Source organism: Klebsiella sp. CB_Kp196 (genome assembly GCF_040061575.1).
GTDB lineage: Bacteria > Pseudomonadota > Gammaproteobacteria > Enterobacterales > Enterobacteriaceae > Klebsiella > Klebsiella michiganensis.
Window position 1 is genome coordinate 83,235 of sequence record NZ_JBEAFH010000032.1, and the last position, 16,165, is coordinate 99,399.

Here is a 16,165-nt window from a genome sequence, read left to right on the forward strand (position 1 = left end):
ACAAACGCCGCGGCGTTCTCGTCACGGTGTCGGACAAATTGTCATAACTGCGACACAGGAGTTTGCGATGACCCTGAATATGATGCTCGATAACGCCGTACCCGAGGCGATTGCCGGTGCGCTGACTCAACAACATCCGGGGCTATTTTTTACGATGGTCGAACAGGCATCGGTAGCCATTTCCCTCACCGATGCCCGGGCGAATATTATCTACGCCAACCCGGCGTTTTGCCGCCAGAGCGGATATTCGCTGGCGCAATTGCTCAATCAAAACCCGCGCCTGCTGGCCAGCAGCCAGACGCCGCGAGAAATCTACCAGCAGATGTGGCAAACCCTGCTTCAGCGCCAGCCGTGGCGCGGCCAGCTGATTAATCAGCGCCGCGACGGCGGCCTGTATCTGGTGGATATCGACATCACGCCGGTGCTGAATCCCCAGGGCGAGCTGGAGCATTATCTGGCGATGCAGCGGGACATCAGCGTCAGCTATACCCTGGAACAGCGGCTGCGCAATCATATGACGCTGATGGAGGCGGTGCTCAACAACATCCCCGCCGCCGTGGTCGTGGTGGATGAGCAGGATCGGGTGGTGATGGATAATCTCGCCTACAAAACGTACTGCGCGGACTGCGGCGGAAAAGAGCTGCTGGTCGAGCTCCAGATTTCACCGCGCAAAATGGGGCCCGGCGCGGAGCAAATCCTGCCGGTGGTGGTTCGTGGCGCGGTGCGCTGGCTGTCGGTGACCTGCTGGGGGCTGCCCGGCGTAAGCGAAGAGGCCAGCCGCTATTTTGTCGACAGCGCCCCGGCGCGCACGCTGGTGGTGATCGCCGACTGCACCCAGCAGCGCCAGCAGCAGGAGCAGGGCCGTCTCGACCGTCTGAAGCAGCAGATGACCGCCGGAAAGCTGCTGGCCGCCATTCGCGAGTCGCTGGACGCGGCGCTGATTCAGCTTAATTGCCCGATCAATATGCTGGCGGCGGCCCGTCGGCTGAACGGCGAAGGCAGCGGCAACGTGGCGCTGGACGCGGCGTGGCGCGAAGGCGAAGAGGCCATGGCGCGACTGCAGCGCTGCCGCCCTTCTCTCGAACTGGAAAGCAGCGCCGTCTGGCCGCTTCAGCCCTTCTTTGACGACCTGTACGCCCTCTACCGCACCCGCTTTGACGATCGCGCGCGGCTGCGGGTTGACATGGCATCGCCGCATCTGGTCGGCTTCGGCCAGCGTACCCAGATGCTGGCCTGCTTAAGTTTATGGCTCGATCGGACGCTGGCCCTCGCCGCTGAACTGCCCTCCGTACCGCTGGAGATCGAGCTTTATGCCGAAGAGGACGAGGGCTGGCTCTCGCTGTATCTCAACGACAATGTACCGCTGCTGCAGGTGCGCTACGCCCACTCCCCCGATGCTTTAAACTCTCCCGGCAAAGGGATGGAGCTGCGGCTGATCCAAACGCTGGTCGCCTACCACCGCGGCGCGATTGAACTGGCTTCGCGCCCGCAGGGAGGCACCAGCCTCGTTCTGCGATTCCCGCTCTTTGATACCCTGACCGGAGGTGAGCAATGATCCATAAATCCGATTCGGACACCACCGTCAGGCGCTTCGATCTCTCCCAACAGTTTACCGCCATGCAGCGGATAAGCGTGGTGCTGAGCCGCGCTACCGAAGCGAGCAAAACCCTGCAGGAGGTGCTGAGCGTTTTACATAACGATGCGTTTATGCAGCACGGGATGATTTGCCTGTACGACAGCCAGCAGGAGATCCTGAGCATCGAAGCGCTACAGCAAACGGAAAACCAGACGCTGCCCGGCAGTACGCAAATTCGCTACCGGCCGGGGGAAGGATTGGTCGGTACCGTGCTGGCGCAGGGCCAGTCGCTGGTGCTGCCGCGCGTCGCCGATGACCAGCGCTTTCTCGATCGTCTGAGCCTGTACGACTACGACCTGCCGTTTATCGCCGTTCCGCTGATGGGCCCCCACTCCCGGCCCATCGGCGTACTGGCGGCACAGCCGATGGCGCGTCAGGAAGAGCGGCTACCCGCCTGCACGCGCTTTCTCGAAACCGTCGCCAATCTGGTGGCCCAGACGATTCGCCTGATGATTCTGCCGACCTCCGCCCCGCAGCCGCCGCAGCAGAGCTCCCGAGTTGAGCGCCCGCGCGCCTGTACCCCTTCGCGCGGTTTCGGCCTGGAGAATATGGTCGGCAAAAGCCCGGCGATGCGGCAGATTATGGACATTATCCGTCAGGTCTCCCGCTGGGATACCACGGTGCTGGTGCGCGGCGAGAGCGGCACCGGGAAAGAGCTGATCGCCAACGCCATTCATCATAATTCCCCGCGCGCCGCCGCCGCATTCGTCAAATTTAACTGCGCGGCGCTGCCGGACAATCTGCTGGAGAGCGAGCTGTTCGGCCATGAGAAAGGCGCGTTCACCGGCGCGGTGCGCCAGCGGAAAGGCCGCTTTGAGCTGGCGGACGGCGGCACCCTATTCCTGGATGAAATCGGTGAAAGCAGCGCCTCGTTTCAGGCCAAGCTGCTGCGAATTCTGCAAGAAGGAGAGATGGAGCGCGTCGGCGGCGATGAAACCCTGCGCGTCAACGTACGCATTATTGCGGCGACCAACCGCCATCTGGAAGAGGAGGTGCGGCTGGGGCATTTCCGTGAAGACCTTTACTACCGCCTGAACGTAATGCCTATCGCGCTGCCGCCGCTGCGCGAGCGCCAGGAGGATATCGCCGAACTGGCGCATTTTCTGGTACGTAAAATCGCCCACAGCCAGGGGCGAACGCTGCGCATCAGCGATGGGGCAATTCGCCTGCTGATGGAGTACAGCTGGCCGGGAAACGTCCGCGAACTGGAAAACTGTCTCGAACGTTCGGCGGTGATGTCGGAAAGCGGCCTGATCGACCGGGACGTGATTCTGTTCAACCATCGCGATAACCCGCCGAAAGCGCTGCCCAACGGCGGCCAGACGGAAGACGGCTGGCTCGACAACAGCCTCGACGAGCGCCAGCGGCTGATCGCCGCCCTGGAGAAAGCGGGCTGGGTGCAGGCCAAAGCGGCGCGGCTGCTCGGGATGACGCCGCGTCAGGTGGCGTATCGCATTCAGATCATGGATATCACCATGCCGCGGCTGTGAAGCGTTATGTGAGATTCAGGACATTGTCGCCAGCGCGGCGGAATTACGACAATTTTACCTGGCCGGCCGTCAGTTAAAGCGTTTATTTTTCATAGGGTTGTAAAAAATCCCTCTGGTATAGCATTTGCAGCAGGAAGGTATCGCCCAACCACGAAGGTATGACCATGACTTCCTGCTCCTCTTTTTCTGGCGGCCCAGCCTGCCGCCCGGCGGATGACAGCGCCCTGACGCCGCTTGTGGCCGATAAAGCTGCCGCGCACCCCTGCTACTCTCGTAATGGGCATCACCGTTTCGCGCGGATGCATCTGCCCGTCGCGCCCGCCTGCAATTTGCAGTGCAATTACTGTAATCGCAAATTCGATTGCAGCAATGAGTCCCGCCCCGGCGTATCGTCAACGCTGCTCACGCCTGAACAGGCGGTCGTCAAAGTGCGTCAGGTCGCACAGGCGATCCCGCAGCTTTCGGTGGTCGGCATCGCCGGCCCCGGCGATCCGCTCGCCAATATCGCCCGCACCTTCCGCACCCTGGAGCTGATCCGCGAACAGCTGCCGGACCTGAAGTTATGCCTGTCGACCAACGGGCTGATGCTGCCCGACGCGGTGGACCGCCTGCTGGACGTCGGGGTTGACCACGTTACGGTCACCATTAATACCCTCGACGCGGAGATTGCCGCGCAAATCTACGCCTGGCTATGGCTGGACGGCGAGCGCTACAGCGGACGCGAAGCGGGAGAGATTCTGATTGATCGTCAGCTGGAGGGCGTGCGCAGGCTGACCGCCCAGGGCGTGCTGGTGAAAATAAACTCGGTGCTGATCCCCGGCATCAACGATAGCGGCATGGCCGACGTGAGCCGCGCGCTGCGGGCCAGCGGCGCGTTTATCCATAATATTATGCCGCTGATCGCCAGGCCGGAGCACGGCACGGTGTTTGGCCTCAACGGCCAGCCGGAGCCGGACGCCGAGACGCTCGCCGCCACCCGCAGCCGGTGCGGAGAAGTGATGCCGCAGATGACCCACTGCCACCAGTGCCGCGCCGACGCCATCGGGATGCTTGGCGAAGACCGCAGCCAGCAGTTTACCCAGCTTCCGGCCCCGGAGAGCCTCCCGGCCTGGCTGCCGATCCTCCACCAGCGCGCGCAGCTGCACGCCAGCATTGCCACCCGCGGCGAATCTGAAGCCGATGACGCCTGCCTGGTCGCCGTGGCGTCAAGCCGCGGGGACGTGATTGATTGCCACTTTGGCCACACCGACCGGTTCTCTATCTACAGCCTCTCGGCCGCCGGCATGGTGCTGGTCAACGAACGGTTTACGCCTAAATATTGTCAGGGGCGCGAAGAGTGCGAGCCGCAGGATAACGCGGCCCGGTTCGCGGCGATCCTCGAACTGCTGGCGGACGTTAAAGCCGTATTCTGCGTGCGTATCGGCCATACGCCGTGGCAAATGCTGGAACAGGAAGGCATTGAACCGTGCGTTGACGGCGCATGGCGGCCGGTCTCCGAAGTGCTGCCCGCGTGGTGGCAGCAGCGCCGGGGGAGCTGGCCTGCCGCGCTGCCGCATAAGGGGGTCGCCTGATGCCGCCGCTCGACTGGCTGCGGCGCTTATGGCTGCTGTACCACGCGGGGAAAGGCAGCTTTCCGCTGCGCATGGGGCTTAGCCCGCGCGACTGGCAGGCGCTGCGGCGACGCCTGGGCGAGGCGGAGACGCCGCTGGACGGCGAGGCGCTAACCCGCCGCCGCCTGATGAGCGAACTCAACGCTACCCGCGAGGAGGAGCGCCAGCAGCTGGGCGCGTGGCTGGCGGGCTGGATGCAGCAGGAGGCCGGGCCGATGGCGCAGATTATCGCCGAGGTTTCGCTGGCGTTTAACCATCTCTGGCAGGATCTGGGCCTTGCGTCGCGCGCTGAACTGCGCCTGCTGATGATCGACTGCTTTCCGCAGCTGGTGGCGATGAACGAACACAATATGCGCTGGAAAAAGTTCTTTTACCGTCAGCGCTGTTTGCTCCAGCAGGGGGAAGTTATCTGCCGGTCGCCAAGCTGCGACGAGTGCCGGGAGCGCAGCGTCTGTTTTGAGTAGCGGTTACCCGGGCTCCTGCCCGGCCTGCGGAACGCCAGAAACAAAAAAGCCGGAGGTCTCCCTCCGGCTTTTCACATCACCAAACGCGATCAGGCAACGTCTTCGTACTGCGGTACCGGGTTGCGGAAGCTTTTGGTCACGCAGGCCAGGTAGACCAGACCAATACCGCCCCAGATCAGGCCGAGAATCATGGAGCTCTCTTCCAGATTGATCCACAGTGCGCCAACGGTCAGCGCGCCGCACACCGGCAGAACCAGATAGTTGAAGTGGTCTTTCAGCGTTTTGTTGCGCTTTTCACGGATCCAGAACTGGGAGATCACCGACAGGTTAACGAAGGTGAACGCCACCAGCGCACCGAAGTTAATCAGCGCCGTCGCCGTGACGAGGTCGAATTTAATCGCCAGCAGCGCAATTGCGCCAACCAGCAGTACGTTCCACGCCGGAGTCCGCCATTTCGGATGCACGTAGCCGAAGAAGCGCGTCGGGAACACGCCGTCGCGGCCCATCACGTACATCAGACGGGAAACGCCCGCGTGCGCGGCCATGCCGGACGCCAGTACGGTGACGCTGGAGAAAATCAGCACGCCCCACTGGAAGGTTTTGCCCGCCACGTACAGCATGATTTCAGGCTGCGATGCGTCCGGATCCTTAAAGCGTGAGATATCCGGGAAGTACAGCTGCAGGAAGTAGGAAGCGCCGATAAAGATCAGGCCGCCAATCAGCGCGGTCAGGAAGATAGCCTTCGGGATCACGCGCTCTGCGTCTTTGGTCTCTTCAGACAGCGAAGAGATACCGTCGAAGCCGAGGAACGAGAAGCACAGAATGGTCGCGCCGGTAATCATCGGCACCACGTGCGCGCCTTCAGACCAGAACGGACGGGTGCTGGTCAGCGTGCCCGCGCCTTCGCCGTGCATAACGCCGTAGATAATCAGGCCAACAATCACCGCCACGATGCCCATCTGCAGGATAACGATCAGGGTGTTGAAGTTCGCCACGGTCTTGATGCTGCGCAGGTTGGAGATGGTCATAAAGGCCACCAGCGCGACAACGAAGATCCACGATGGAATAGAAGGCACCAGCGCTTCAAAGTAAATTTTCGCCAGCAGAATGTTGATCATCGGCATGAACAGGTAGTCCAGCAGCGATGACCAGCCAACCATAAAGCCAACGGCCGGGCTAATGGATTTCTGCGCGTAGGTATAAGCGGAACCCGCCGACGGGAAACGGCGAACCAGTTTACCGTAGCTCAGCGCCGTGAAAAGAATGGCGATCAGCGCGAAGGCGTAAGCCGTCGCAACGTGACCATCAGTCAATCCAGAGACGATACCAAACGTATCGAACAGCGTCATCGGCTGCATATAGGCCAGGCCCATCATGACAACCGGAATCAACGTAAGCGTTTTACGTAATTCCACGCGAGAGGTTTTTGGAGTAGCGTTATGCGACATAGTTATCCCCTTTTACGGTGAACGCCAGCGCGTAAGCAAAAAATTGCCCCATTTCTTTGTATTCCTCAGCGACAACCACTGTCGGTTTTTAGTAAATATCTATCCGGTACGAAGCCCGGCCTCTTGGTATTGAATGATGTGTCTTTCAACCAAAAAAATAACCGACACTTTAAAAAAGCGTCGGCCAGTTTCTGATTTTCAGGACGCGTATTTTGCAACAACTACTGGCACGATGACAAGATGTTACAAGGCTTAATAATTACGGCGATTCTCTAACAGATTAATATTCATACGATTTTAGTATTATAGACCTGATGGATAGCACTATTTGCTAATATCTCCTTTCGCCACCACTCGCCCGCCTGCCCGCAAATATCTTCATTCCAGCCTATCCACGCGCGATTGACCGGTTCAGGCACCGTCGTTTTTAATATTTGTAGCTCGCCGCGGGCGATGAAAGGCTGTACCTGAAATAGCGGCAAATAGCCCCATCCCAGTCCGGCGCACAGCAGCGTCAGCCGGGCGGAAAGATCGAATACCGCCAGGCTATCCTGAGCGTCAATCTGCGGCCACGCGCCGTCGGCCACAATCGCCCGATGACGGCGCAACGTCCGCCAGCCCAGCGGGCCGGCAATCTGCGCAAGCGGATGCCGGGGCGCAACAACAAACGCCTGCGCCACCTCTCCCAGCAGAACAGAGCCGCAGCCGCTGAGCGCCGGCGGGTCGCCCAGCACGCCGAGCAGAAGATCCGCCCGCCCTTCCATCAGCATCTGCCAGTTTGCGCCCGGGGTATCGCGGCGGAATTCAAGGCGGGTAGCGTGATGCTGGTGATAAAACGCCGCGATCGCGGGAGCCAACAGCGGGAACGGAAAGGTGGCGTCGACGTTGAGTATCAGCGCATTTTCCCAGCCCTGATGCAGCCTGACGGCCTGCTTTTCCAGCTCGCGGGCGGTGTGCAGCACGTCGCGCCCCTTTTCCAGCAGCATCTGCCCGGTACGGGTAAAGCGCGCCCGGTGGCCGCTGCGGTCAAGCAGTTGAATATTGAGATCGCTTTCCAGCTTATGAATGGTGTAGCTCAGCGCCGACGGCGTTTTATAGAGCTTCGCCGAGGCGGCGGCAAAACTGCCCTCTTTGTCGAGGGCATCAAGAATGACGAGCACATCCAGCAGTGGTTTCATCGCTACCCCCTTACGGTACGCGATTCACCGCTGGCGCATTACTCCATCGGCATGACCAGCGGATCGGGGTATTGGTACTCAAACCCCAGTTCGTTGCAAATACGGCTGCCATCTACGATCTTACCGCTACCGTTCTCCGGGTTATCAGAGAATACGGGGACGGGAAGCCCAAGCTCGCGGGCCATCTGCGGATAAAAGACGCCGCGCGCGGGATGCTTAGGCGCACATATATTATAGATGCGCCCGCCTTTCGGAGCCTGCAGTAACAGTTCGATCGCGGCAATCACATCCTGAAGATGCACCAGATTGACGCCGTGCTGGCCGTCCGGCGCGGATTTTCCGGCAAAAAAGCGCCCCGGATGACGAGACGGCCCCACCAGCCCGGCGAGGCGCAGAATGTCCACCGAGGTGCCGGGAAGGTTATGCAGCCAGTCCTCCAGCTCTTTCAGCACCCGCCCGCTGGCGGTTTGCGGGTTGCGGGGCGAGTTCTCTTTCAGCGTGCCGCTGGCGTTGCCGTAAACCGACGTTGAGCTGGTGAATATGATGCGCGGCACATGATGCGCCAGCGCGGTATCGACGATCTCCTGTACCGCCTGAAGATAAAAGTCCTCTCCCGGTCCGGTTCGCCGCGCCGGTAAGGTAATGACCAGCGCGTCAACGTTCATTAAGGCATCCAGATCTTCGGTGTCGCAGACCAGCTGCGGCTCCAGACGCAGCGGATAGCCGTCGATGCCGCACATCCGTGCCGCCTCGACGCCATCCTGCGTGGTCTTACTGCCGGTCACCTGCCATCCCCGCGACATCAACGACAGCGCAAGCGGCATACCCAGCCATCCTAAACCTACAATTGCGACCTTTTTCATCCCCTTGCTCCTGAATTTTCGCTGTGCTGACTTAAGGCTACGCCAGCCGGCGGCAGCTGACAATTTCTTAGGTCAATATGAAATCAATTAATGATAGAAAAAAGCCCTTGCTTTATGCGAGCGAAGTGGTTTAGGTTAAAAGGCATCAAATGCATAGTCATTCACAGAGAATTTTATGAACAGCGTTCAATTTAAAAACCACCATCATCACCATCATCCTGACTAGTCTTTCAGGCGATGTGTGCTGGAAGACGTTTGGATCTTCCAGTGGTGCATGAACGCAAAGAGAGCCCCCGGAAGATTCACTTCCGGGGGCTTTTTTTTGGACCGAATTCGGACAGATTCAGACAGGGTTACAGAGGAAAATAAGAATGTTAGACAACAGCCGTTTACGCATAGCTATTCAGAAATCAGGGCGTTTAAGCGAAGATTCACGCGAATTACTCAGCCGCTGCGGCATCAAAGTGAATCTGCACACCCAGCGCCTGATCGCGCTGGCGGAAAATATGCCCATCGATATTCTGCGCGTGCGTGACGACGATATTCCGGGCCTTATCATGGACGGCGTGGTCGATTTGGGGATTATCGGCGAAAACGTGCTGGAGGAAGAGCTGCTGAGCCGCCGCGCTCAGGGCGAAGACCCGCGCTACTTCACCCTGCGCCGTCTCGACTTCGGCGGCTGCCGCCTGTCGCTGGCGACCCCGGCGGATGAACCCTGGGACGGCCCGGCGGCGCTGGACGGCAAACGCATCGCCACCTCCTACCCGCACCTGCTGAAGCGCTACCTTGACCAGAAAGGCATCTCGTTCAAATCCTGCCTGCTGAACGGCTCGGTTGAAGTGGCTCCGCGCGCCGGTCTGGCCGACGCGATTTGCGACCTGGTATCAACCGGCGCGACTCTCGAAGCGAACGGCCTGCGCGAAGTGGAAGTGATGTTCCGCTCCAAAGCCTGCCTGATCCAGCGCGACGGCGAGATGGCCGATAGCAAACAGCAGCTGATCGACCGCCTGCTGACCCGTATTCAGGGAGTGATTCAGGCCCGCGAATCAAAATACATCATGATGCACGCGCCGACCGAGCGCCTGGAAGAAGTGGTCGCCCTGCTGCCCGGCGCCGAGCGCCCGACCATTCTGCCGCTGGCGGGTGACAAGCAGCGCGTGGCGATGCACATGGTGAGCAGCGAAACCCTGTTCTGGGAAACCATGGAAAAACTGAAAGCGCTGGGCGCCAGCTCCATTCTGGTCCTGCCGATTGAGAAGATGATGGAGTAAACCGGCGAGTCGGTCACGGGATAAACAGGGGAAACAACCATGAGCTTCAACACAATTATCGACTGGAACGGCTGTAGCGCAGAACAACAGCAACAGCTCTTAACGCGCCCGGCCATTTCCGCCTCCGAGAGCATCAGCAAGACGGTGTCGGAGATCCTGAATAACGTTAAAGATAACGGCGATGCGGCCCTGCGCGAATACGGCGCGAAGTTCGATAAAACCGACGTCAAGGCGCTGAAGGTCAGCGACGAAGAGATTGCCGCCGCCGGCGCGCGCCTGAGCGACGAGCTCAAGCAGGCGATGGCCGTGGCGGTCAAAAATATCGAAACCTTCCACAACGCGCAGCGGCTGCAGGCCGTCGATGTGGAAACCCTGCCGGGCGTACGCTGCCAGCAGGTGACCCGCCCTATCGCCTCCGTCGGCTTATATATTCCCGGCGGCTCGGCGCCGCTGTTCTCCACGGTGCTGATGCTCGCCACGCCGGCGCGCATCGCGGGCTGCCAGCAGGTGGTGCTATGCTCGCCGCCGCCGATTGCCGATGAAATCCTCTATGCCGCCCAGCTGTGCGGCGTGCGCAATATCTTTAACGTCGGCGGCGCGCAGGCGATTGCCGCCCTGGCGTTCGGCACCGAATCGGTGGCGAAGGTCGATAAAATCTTTGGCCCGGGCAACGCCTTCGTGACCGAAGCCAAGCGCCAGGTCAGCCAGCGTCTTGACGGCGCGGCTATCGATATGCCCGCCGGGCCGTCGGAAGTGCTGGTGATCGCCGACAGCGGCGCCACTCCGGATTTCGTCGCCTCTGACCTGCTTTCCCAGGCGGAGCACGGCCCGGATTCGCAGGTGATCCTGCTGACGCCGGATAGCGAGATGGCCACCCGCGTCGCGCAAGCCGTTGAGCGCCAGCTGGCCGCGCTGTCCCGTGCGGAAACGGCCCGCGGGGCACTCTCCGCCAGCCGCATCATCGTGGCGCGCGATATCGCCCAGTGCGTGGAGATTTCCAACCAGTACGGTCCGGAGCACCTGATTATTCAGACCCGCAACGCCCGCGAACTGGTCAACGGCATTACCAGCGCCGGTTCGGTATTCCTCGGCGACTGGTCGCCGGAGTCCGCCGGCGATTACGCCTCCGGCACCAACCACGTGCTGCCGACCTACGGCTACACCGCCACCTGCTCCAGCCTCGGCCTGGCGGATTTTCAGAAACGCATGACCGTGCAGGAGCTGTCGCGCGACGGGTTTGCCGCCCTCGCCTCAACGATTGAGATTCTGGCCGCCGCCGAGCGTCTGGACGCCCACAAAAACGCCGTTACGCTGCGCGTCGCAGCCCTTAAGGAGCAAGCATGAGCATCGAAGATTTAGCCCGCGCCAACGTCCGCGCGCTGACGCCGTATCAATCTGCTCGCCGTCTGGGCGGTAAAGGCGACGTCTGGCTGAACGCCAACGAATTCCCGACCGCGGTCGCGTTTCAGCTGACCGAGCAGACGATGAACCGCTATCCGGAACCGCAGCCGAAAGCGGTCATTGAACGCTACGCGCAGTATGCGGGCGTCAAGCCGGAGCAGGTGTTGGTCAGCCGCGGCGCCGATGAAGGCATTGAACTGCTGATCCGCGCCTTCTGCGAGCCGGGGCAGGACGCAGTGCTCTACTGCCCGCCGACCTACGGCATGTACAGCGTCAGCGCCGAAACCATCGGCGTGACCTGCCGTACGGTGCCCACCCTCGCCGACTGGCAGCTGGATCTGCCGGGCATCGCGGCCAATCTTGACGGCGTGAAAGTGGTGTTCGTCTGCAGCCCGAATAACCCGACCGGGCAGATTATCAACCCGAAAGATTTTCGCACCCTGCTGGAGATGGCGCGCGGTAAAGCCATCGTGGTCGCGGATGAAGCCTATATTGAGTTCTGCCCGCAGGCCACGCTGGCGACCTGGCTCAACGAGTATCCGCACCTGGTGATTCTGCGTACCCTCTCCAAGGCATTCGCCCTGGCCGGACTGCGCTGCGGCTTTACCCTCGCCAACGCCGAGGTGATTAACGTGCTGATGAAGGTTATCGCACCTTATCCGCTCTCGACGCCGGTCGCCGACATCGCCGCCCAGGCGCTCAGCGCGGAAGGCATTGCCGCCATGCGGGCGCGCGTGGCGCAGATCCTCGCCGAACGCGATTATCTGGTCAGCCAGCTGCGCAGCATTGCCTGCGTTGAAGAGGTGTTCGATTCCGAGAGCAACTACGTTCTGGCGCGGATCACCGCCTCCAGCGCGGTATTTAAATCTTTGTGGGATCAGGGCATTATCTTACGTGACCAGAATAAACAACCTTCATTAAGCGGCTGTTTGCGTATCACTATCGGTACCCGTGCAGAGAGCCAGCGCGTCATTGACGCTTTGACTGCGGAGAATGTATGACCCAGAAGTTTCTCTTTATTGACCGTGACGGTACGCTGATTTCCGAGCCACCGGTTGATTTTCAGGTAGACCGCTTCGATAAGCTGGCGTTTGAGCCGCAGGTGATCCCGGCCCTGCTGAAGCTGCAGCAGGAAGGGTACAGGCTGGTAATGATCACCAATCAGGACGGGCTGGGAACCGCCAGCCTGCCGCAGGACGAGTTCGACGGCCCGCACAACCTGATGATGCAGATTTTCGCCTCGCAGGGCGTCAACTTTGACGAGGTGCTGATTTGTCCGCATCTCCCGGCGGATAACTGCGACTGCCGCAAGCCGAAAACCAAACTGGTGCTGCCGTGGCTGGAGCAAGGGGTGATGGACACCGCCAACAGCTACGTGATTGGCGACCGCGCGACCGATATCCAGCTGGCGGATAACATGGGCATTACCGGCCTGCGCTATGACCGCGAAAAGCTGGACTGGCCGACCATTTGCGAACAGCTAACCCGCCGCGACCGCTACGCCCACGTTGAGCGCATCACCAAAGAGACCCAGGTGGATGTGAAAGTGTGGCTGGACCGCGAAGGCGGCAGCAAAATCTCCACCGGCGTCGGCTTCTTCGATCATATGCTTGACCAAATCGCCACCCACGGCGGCTTCCGCCTGGAGATTAACGTCGGCGGCGATCTTTATATCGACGATCACCACACCGTGGAAGATACCGGGCTCGCGCTGGGCGAATCGCTGAAGCTGGCCCTCGGCGACAAACGCGGTATTGGCCGTTTCGGCTTTGTGCTGCCGATGGACGAATGCCTGGCCCGCTGCGCGCTGGATATCTCCGGCCGTCCGCACCTCGAATACAAAGCCGACTTTACCTATCAGCGCGTTGGCGATCTGAGCACCGAGATGGTGGAACACTTCTTCCGCTCGCTCTCCTATACCATGGCGGTCACTCTGCACCTGAAAACCAAGGGCAAAAACGACCACCACCGCGTAGAGAGCCTGTTTAAGGCCTTCGGCCGCACGCTACGCCAGGCGATTCGCGTCCAGGGCGACACGCTGCCGTCTTCGAAAGGGGTACTCTGATGAACGTGGTGATCCTCGATACCGGCTGCGCCAACCTCAATTCGGTGAAATCCGCGGTGAGCCGCCACGGCTACGAGCCGCAGGTCAGCCGCGACCCGGATGTGGTGCTGCGCGCCGATAAACTGTTTCTGCCGGGGGTGGGCACGGCTCAGGCGGCGATGGACCAGCTGCGCGAGCGCGATTTGATCGAGCTGATTAAAGCCTGTACCCAGCCGGTGCTGGGCATTTGCCTCGGCATGCAGCTGCTGGGAAAACGCAGCGAGGAGAATAACGGCGTTGACCTGCTGGGCATTATCGACCAGGAGGTGCCGAAAATGACCGACCACGGCCTGCCGCTACCGCATATGGGCTGGAACCGGGTATATGCCAAAGCGGGCGATCGTCTGTTTCGCGGCATTGAAGACGGGGCGTATTTTTACTTCGTCCACAGCTACGCGATGCCGGTCAACGTCAATACCATCGCCCAGTGCAGCTACGGCGAGGCCTTCACCGCGGCGGTGCAGAAAGATAACTTCTTTGGCGTCCAGTTCCACCCTGAACGCTCCGGCAGCGCCGGGGCGCAGCTGCTGAAAAACTTCCTGGAGATGTGATGATCATTCCTGCTTTAGATTTAATTGACGGCACGGTCGTCCGTCTCCATCAGGGCGATTACGCTCAGCAGCGCGACTACGGTAACGACCCGCTGCCGCGCCTGCAATCCTATGCCGCCCAGGGGGCCGAAGTGCTGCACCTGGTCGACCTGACCGGGGCGAAAGATCCGGCGAAGCGCCAGATCCCGCTGCTGAAAACGCTGGTTGCCGGCGTGAACGTGCCGGTGCAGGTTGGCGGCGGCGTGCGGACGGAAGAAGACGTGGCCGCCCTGCTTGATGCAGGCGTGGCGCGCGTGGTGGTGGGTTCGACGGCGGTGAAGTCGCCGGAAGTGGTGAAAGGCTGGTTTACGCGTTTTGGCCCGCAGCATCTGGTGCTGGCGCTTGACGTGCGGATTGACGCGGAAGGCAGCAAGCAGGTGGCGGTCAGCGGCTGGCAGGAGAACTCCGGCGTAACCCTGGAGGAGCTGGTGGAGAGCTATCAGTCCGTCGGCCTGCAGCACGTGCTGTGTACCGATATTTCCCGCGACGGGACGCTGGCCGGGTCTAACGTCTCGCTGTATGAAGAAGTCTGCGCCCGCTATCCGCAGGTCGCGTTTCAGTCTTCCGGGGGCATTGGCGATCTGCATGATATCGCCGCGCTGCGCGGAACCGGAGTGCGCGGGGTAATTGTCGGCCGGGCGCTGCTGGAAGGTAAATTTAACGTAACGGAGGCCATTCAATGCTGGCAAAACGGATAATCCCCTGTCTCGACGTTCGCGACGGCCAGGTAGTGAAAGGCGTGCAGTTCCGTAATCACGAAATCATCGGTGATATCGTCCCGCTGGCAAAACGCTATGCCGACGAAGGCGCGGATGAGCTGGTGTTCTACGATATCACCGCCTCCAGCGACGGCCGCGTGGTGGACAAAAGCTGGGTATCGCGGGTCGCGGAAGTGATCGACATTCCGTTCTGCGTCGCCGGCGGCATTAAGTCGCTGGACGATGCGGCGCAAATCCTCTCCTTCGGCGCGGATAAAATCTCCATCAACTCCCCTGCCCTGGCGGATCCGACGCTGATTACCCGCCTGGCCGACCGTTTCGGCGTGCAGTGTATTGTGGTGGGCATCGATACCTGGTTTGACGCCGCGAGCGGTAAGTATCACGTCAACCAGTATACCGGCGATGAGAGCCGGACGCGGGTGACGCAGTGGGAAACCCTGGACTGGGTGCAGGAAGTGCAAAAGCGCGGGGCCGGCGAAATCGTCCTCAATATGATGAACCAGGACGGCGTGCGTAACGGCTACGATCTGGCGCAGTTAAGCAAGGTCCGCGCCGTGTGCCACGTGCCGCTGATTGCATCCGGCGGCGCGGGCACCATGGAGCACTTCCTGGAAGCCTTCCGCGACGCCAACGTCGACGGCGCGCTGGCCGCCTCGGTGTTCCACAAGCAAATTATCAACATTGGTGAACTGAAAACGTACCTGGCAGCACAGGGCGTGGAGATTAGGGTATGTTAAGTGAACAGCTGGATTGGCAAAAAACCGACGGTCTGATGCCGGTCATCGTGCAGCACGCCGTTTCTGGTGAAGTGCTGATGCTGGGCTATATGAATCAGGATGCGCTGGCGAAAACCGAAGAGACCGGCAAGGTGACCTTTTATTCGCGGACCAAACAGCGTCTGTGGACCAAGGGGGAAACGTCGGGCAATTTCCTCAACGTGGTGAGCATCACCCCGGATTGCGATAACGATACCCTGCTGGCGCTGGTTAATCCGATTGGCCCAACCTGCCATAAAGGCACCTCAAGCTGCTTTGGCGAAACCGGCCATCAGTGGCTGTTCTTATATCAGCTGGAGCAGCTGCTGGCGGAACGCAAACACGCCGATCCGGAGAGCTCCTATACCGCGAAGCTGTACGCCAGCGGCACCAAACGTATTGCGCAGAAGGTGGGGGAAGAAGGCGTTGAGACCGCGCTGGCCGCGACGGTGCATGACCAGTTCGAACTGAAGAATGAAGCATCGGATTTGATGTATCACCTGCTGGTGCTGCTGCAGGATCAGGGGCTGAATTTAACGGATGTGGTAGAAAACCTGCGGAGCAGGCATAAGTAAGTCATCAAAGGGAGGCGGCATGACGCCTCCCTTGCAATATCAACATCGCCAGCGCGCTGGT

At 60.5% G+C, this 16,165-nt stretch carries 16 protein-coding genes and 1 other annotated feature; of the genes, 13 read left to right on the plus strand and 3 right to left on the minus strand.

Going from position 1 to position 16,165, the window contains the following annotated elements; genetic code table 11:
* Positions 1-67 precede the first annotated feature (67 nt).
* The 4 genes from nifL to ABLU87_RS06160 all read left to right on the plus strand — a co-directional run bounded on the left by nifL (position 68) and on the right by ABLU87_RS06160 (position 5,200).
* Positions 68-1,555, plus strand: a complete 1,488-nt coding sequence (gene nifL / locus ABLU87_RS06145) for a nitrogen fixation negative regulator NifL (RefSeq protein WP_025107736.1) — start codon at positions 68-70, stop codon at positions 1,553-1,555.
* The gene (gene nifA, locus ABLU87_RS06150) at positions 1,552-3,126 is read left to right on the plus strand and encodes a nif-specific transcriptional activator NifA (RefSeq protein ID WP_049104332.1); all 1,575 of its coding nucleotides are present in this window, start codon (positions 1,552-1,554) and stop codon (positions 3,124-3,126) included. Before nifL ends, nifA begins: the two co-directional genes overlap by 4 nt.
* A 164-nt stretch (positions 3,127-3,290) precedes the next feature.
* Positions 3,291-4,697, plus strand: coding sequence for a nitrogenase cofactor biosynthesis protein NifB (nifB, locus tag ABLU87_RS06155; protein ID WP_103814522.1), 1,407 nt, complete (start codon positions 3,291-3,293; stop codon positions 4,695-4,697).
* Positions 4,697-5,200, plus strand: a complete 504-nt coding sequence (locus tag ABLU87_RS06160) for a nitrogen fixation protein NifQ (protein WP_101869263.1) — start codon at positions 4,697-4,699, stop codon at positions 5,198-5,200. Before nifB ends, ABLU87_RS06160 begins: the two co-directional genes overlap by 1 nt.
* Before the next feature lie 89 nt (positions 5,201-5,289).
* Here ABLU87_RS06160 and ABLU87_RS06165 read toward each other — a convergent pair whose 3' ends face one another.
* The 3 genes from ABLU87_RS06165 to ABLU87_RS06175 all read right to left on the minus strand — a co-directional run bounded on the left by ABLU87_RS06165 (position 5,290) and on the right by ABLU87_RS06175 (position 8,689).
* The gene (locus ABLU87_RS06165; RefSeq protein ID WP_014838930.1) at positions 5,290-6,648 is read right to left on the minus strand and encodes an APC family permease; all 1,359 of its coding nucleotides are present in this window, start codon (positions 6,646-6,648) and stop codon (positions 5,290-5,292) included.
* A gap of 287 nt (positions 6,649-6,935) precedes the next feature.
* Entirely contained in the window at positions 6,936-7,826 is an 891-nt protein-coding gene (locus ABLU87_RS06170) for a LysR substrate-binding domain-containing protein (protein ID WP_046877508.1), read from the minus strand.
* 38 nt (positions 7,827-7,864) lie between these two features.
* Positions 7,865-8,689, minus strand: coding sequence for an SDR family oxidoreductase (locus ABLU87_RS06175; protein ID WP_004852412.1), 825 nt, complete (start codon positions 8,687-8,689; stop codon positions 7,865-7,867).
* A 175-nt stretch (positions 8,690-8,864) separates the two neighbouring features.
* Between ABLU87_RS06175 and hisL the strand changes: the two genes are divergently transcribed.
* The 9 genes from hisL to hisIE all read left to right on the plus strand — a co-directional run bounded on the left by hisL (position 8,865) and on the right by hisIE (position 16,104).
* A complete protein-coding gene (gene hisL, locus ABLU87_RS06180) occupies positions 8,865-8,915 on the plus strand; it encodes a his operon leader peptide (RefSeq protein WP_009654477.1) in 51 nt (16 codons plus the stop codon).
* Positions 8,891-9,013 (plus strand) — a sequence feature (His leader region). (Overlaps the previous gene by 25 nt.)
* A 47-nt stretch (positions 9,014-9,060) precedes the next feature.
* Positions 9,061-9,960 carry an ATP phosphoribosyltransferase gene (hisG, locus tag ABLU87_RS06185; RefSeq protein ID WP_014230042.1) on the plus strand — a complete coding sequence of 300 codons (900 nt, stop codon included), beginning with the start codon at positions 9,061-9,063 and terminating at the stop codon, positions 9,958-9,960.
* A gap of 39 nt (positions 9,961-9,999) precedes the next feature.
* Positions 10,000-11,304, plus strand: a complete 1,305-nt coding sequence (gene hisD / locus ABLU87_RS06190) for a histidinol dehydrogenase (RefSeq protein WP_049080036.1) — start codon at positions 10,000-10,002, stop codon at positions 11,302-11,304.
* A complete protein-coding gene (gene hisC / locus ABLU87_RS06195; protein ID WP_009654461.1) occupies positions 11,301-12,362 on the plus strand; it encodes a histidinol-phosphate transaminase in 1,062 nt (353 codons plus the stop codon). Before hisD ends, hisC begins: the two co-directional genes overlap by 4 nt.
* Complete coding sequence (hisB, locus tag ABLU87_RS06200) at positions 12,359-13,426, plus strand: bifunctional histidinol-phosphatase/imidazoleglycerol-phosphate dehydratase HisB (RefSeq protein ID WP_103814524.1); 1,068 nt, start codon at positions 12,359-12,361, stop codon at positions 13,424-13,426. Before hisC ends, hisB begins: the two co-directional genes overlap by 4 nt.
* Positions 13,426-14,016, plus strand: a complete 591-nt coding sequence (hisH, locus tag ABLU87_RS06205) for an imidazole glycerol phosphate synthase subunit HisH (RefSeq protein WP_046877512.1) — start codon at positions 13,426-13,428, stop codon at positions 14,014-14,016. The genes hisB and hisH overlap by 1 nt, the downstream gene beginning before the upstream one ends.
* Positions 14,016-14,753, plus strand: coding sequence for a 1-(5-phosphoribosyl)-5-[(5-phosphoribosylamino)methylideneamino]imidazole-4-carboxamide isomerase (gene hisA / locus ABLU87_RS06210; protein WP_025107742.1), 738 nt, complete (start codon positions 14,016-14,018; stop codon positions 14,751-14,753). Before hisH ends, hisA begins: the two co-directional genes overlap by 1 nt.
* Positions 14,735-15,511, plus strand: coding sequence for an imidazole glycerol phosphate synthase subunit HisF (gene hisF / locus ABLU87_RS06215; RefSeq protein WP_014230048.1), 777 nt, complete (start codon positions 14,735-14,737; stop codon positions 15,509-15,511). The genes hisA and hisF overlap by 19 nt, the downstream gene beginning before the upstream one ends.
* Positions 15,505-16,104 carry a bifunctional phosphoribosyl-AMP cyclohydrolase/phosphoribosyl-ATP diphosphatase HisIE gene (gene hisIE, locus ABLU87_RS06220; protein WP_004122447.1) on the plus strand — a complete coding sequence of 200 codons (600 nt, stop codon included), beginning with the start codon at positions 15,505-15,507 and terminating at the stop codon, positions 16,102-16,104. The genes hisF and hisIE overlap by 7 nt, the downstream gene beginning before the upstream one ends.
* Positions 16,105-16,165 lie beyond the last annotated feature (61 nt).

Bases quoted from the DNA above. Each gene is read 5' to 3' on its own strand.
- nifL (WP_025107736.1), top strand. From the start codon at position 68: ATGACCCTGAATATGATGCTCGATAACGCCGTACCCGAGGCGATTGCC.
- nifA (WP_049104332.1), top strand. From the start codon at position 1,552: ATGATCCATAAATCCGATTCGGACACCACCGTCAGGCGCTTCGATCTC.
- nifB (WP_103814522.1), top strand. From the start codon at position 3,291: ATGACTTCCTGCTCCTCTTTTTCTGGCGGCCCAGCCTGCCGCCCGGCG.
- ABLU87_RS06160 (WP_101869263.1), top strand. From the start codon at position 4,697: ATGCCGCCGCTCGACTGGCTGCGGCGCTTATGGCTGCTGTACCACGCG.
- ABLU87_RS06165 (WP_014838930.1), bottom strand. From the start codon at position 6,648: ATGTCGCATAACGCTACTCCAAAAACCTCTCGCGTGGAATTACGTAAA.
- ABLU87_RS06170 (WP_046877508.1), bottom strand. From the start codon at position 7,826: ATGAAACCACTGCTGGATGTGCTCGTCATTCTTGATGCCCTCGACAAA.
- ABLU87_RS06175 (WP_004852412.1), bottom strand. From the start codon at position 8,689: ATGAAAAAGGTCGCAATTGTAGGTTTAGGATGGCTGGGTATGCCGCTT.
- hisG (WP_014230042.1), top strand. From the start codon at position 9,061: ATGTTAGACAACAGCCGTTTACGCATAGCTATTCAGAAATCAGGGCGT.
- hisD (WP_049080036.1), top strand. From the start codon at position 10,000: ATGAGCTTCAACACAATTATCGACTGGAACGGCTGTAGCGCAGAACAA.
- hisC (WP_009654461.1), top strand. From the start codon at position 11,301: ATGAGCATCGAAGATTTAGCCCGCGCCAACGTCCGCGCGCTGACGCCG.
- hisB (WP_103814524.1), top strand. From the start codon at position 12,359: ATGACCCAGAAGTTTCTCTTTATTGACCGTGACGGTACGCTGATTTCC.
- hisH (WP_046877512.1), top strand. From the start codon at position 13,426: ATGAACGTGGTGATCCTCGATACCGGCTGCGCCAACCTCAATTCGGTG.
- hisA (WP_025107742.1), top strand. From the start codon at position 14,016: ATGATCATTCCTGCTTTAGATTTAATTGACGGCACGGTCGTCCGTCTC.
- hisF (WP_014230048.1), top strand. From the start codon at position 14,735: ATGCTGGCAAAACGGATAATCCCCTGTCTCGACGTTCGCGACGGCCAG.
- hisIE (WP_004122447.1), top strand. From the start codon at position 15,505: ATGTTAAGTGAACAGCTGGATTGGCAAAAAACCGACGGTCTGATGCCG.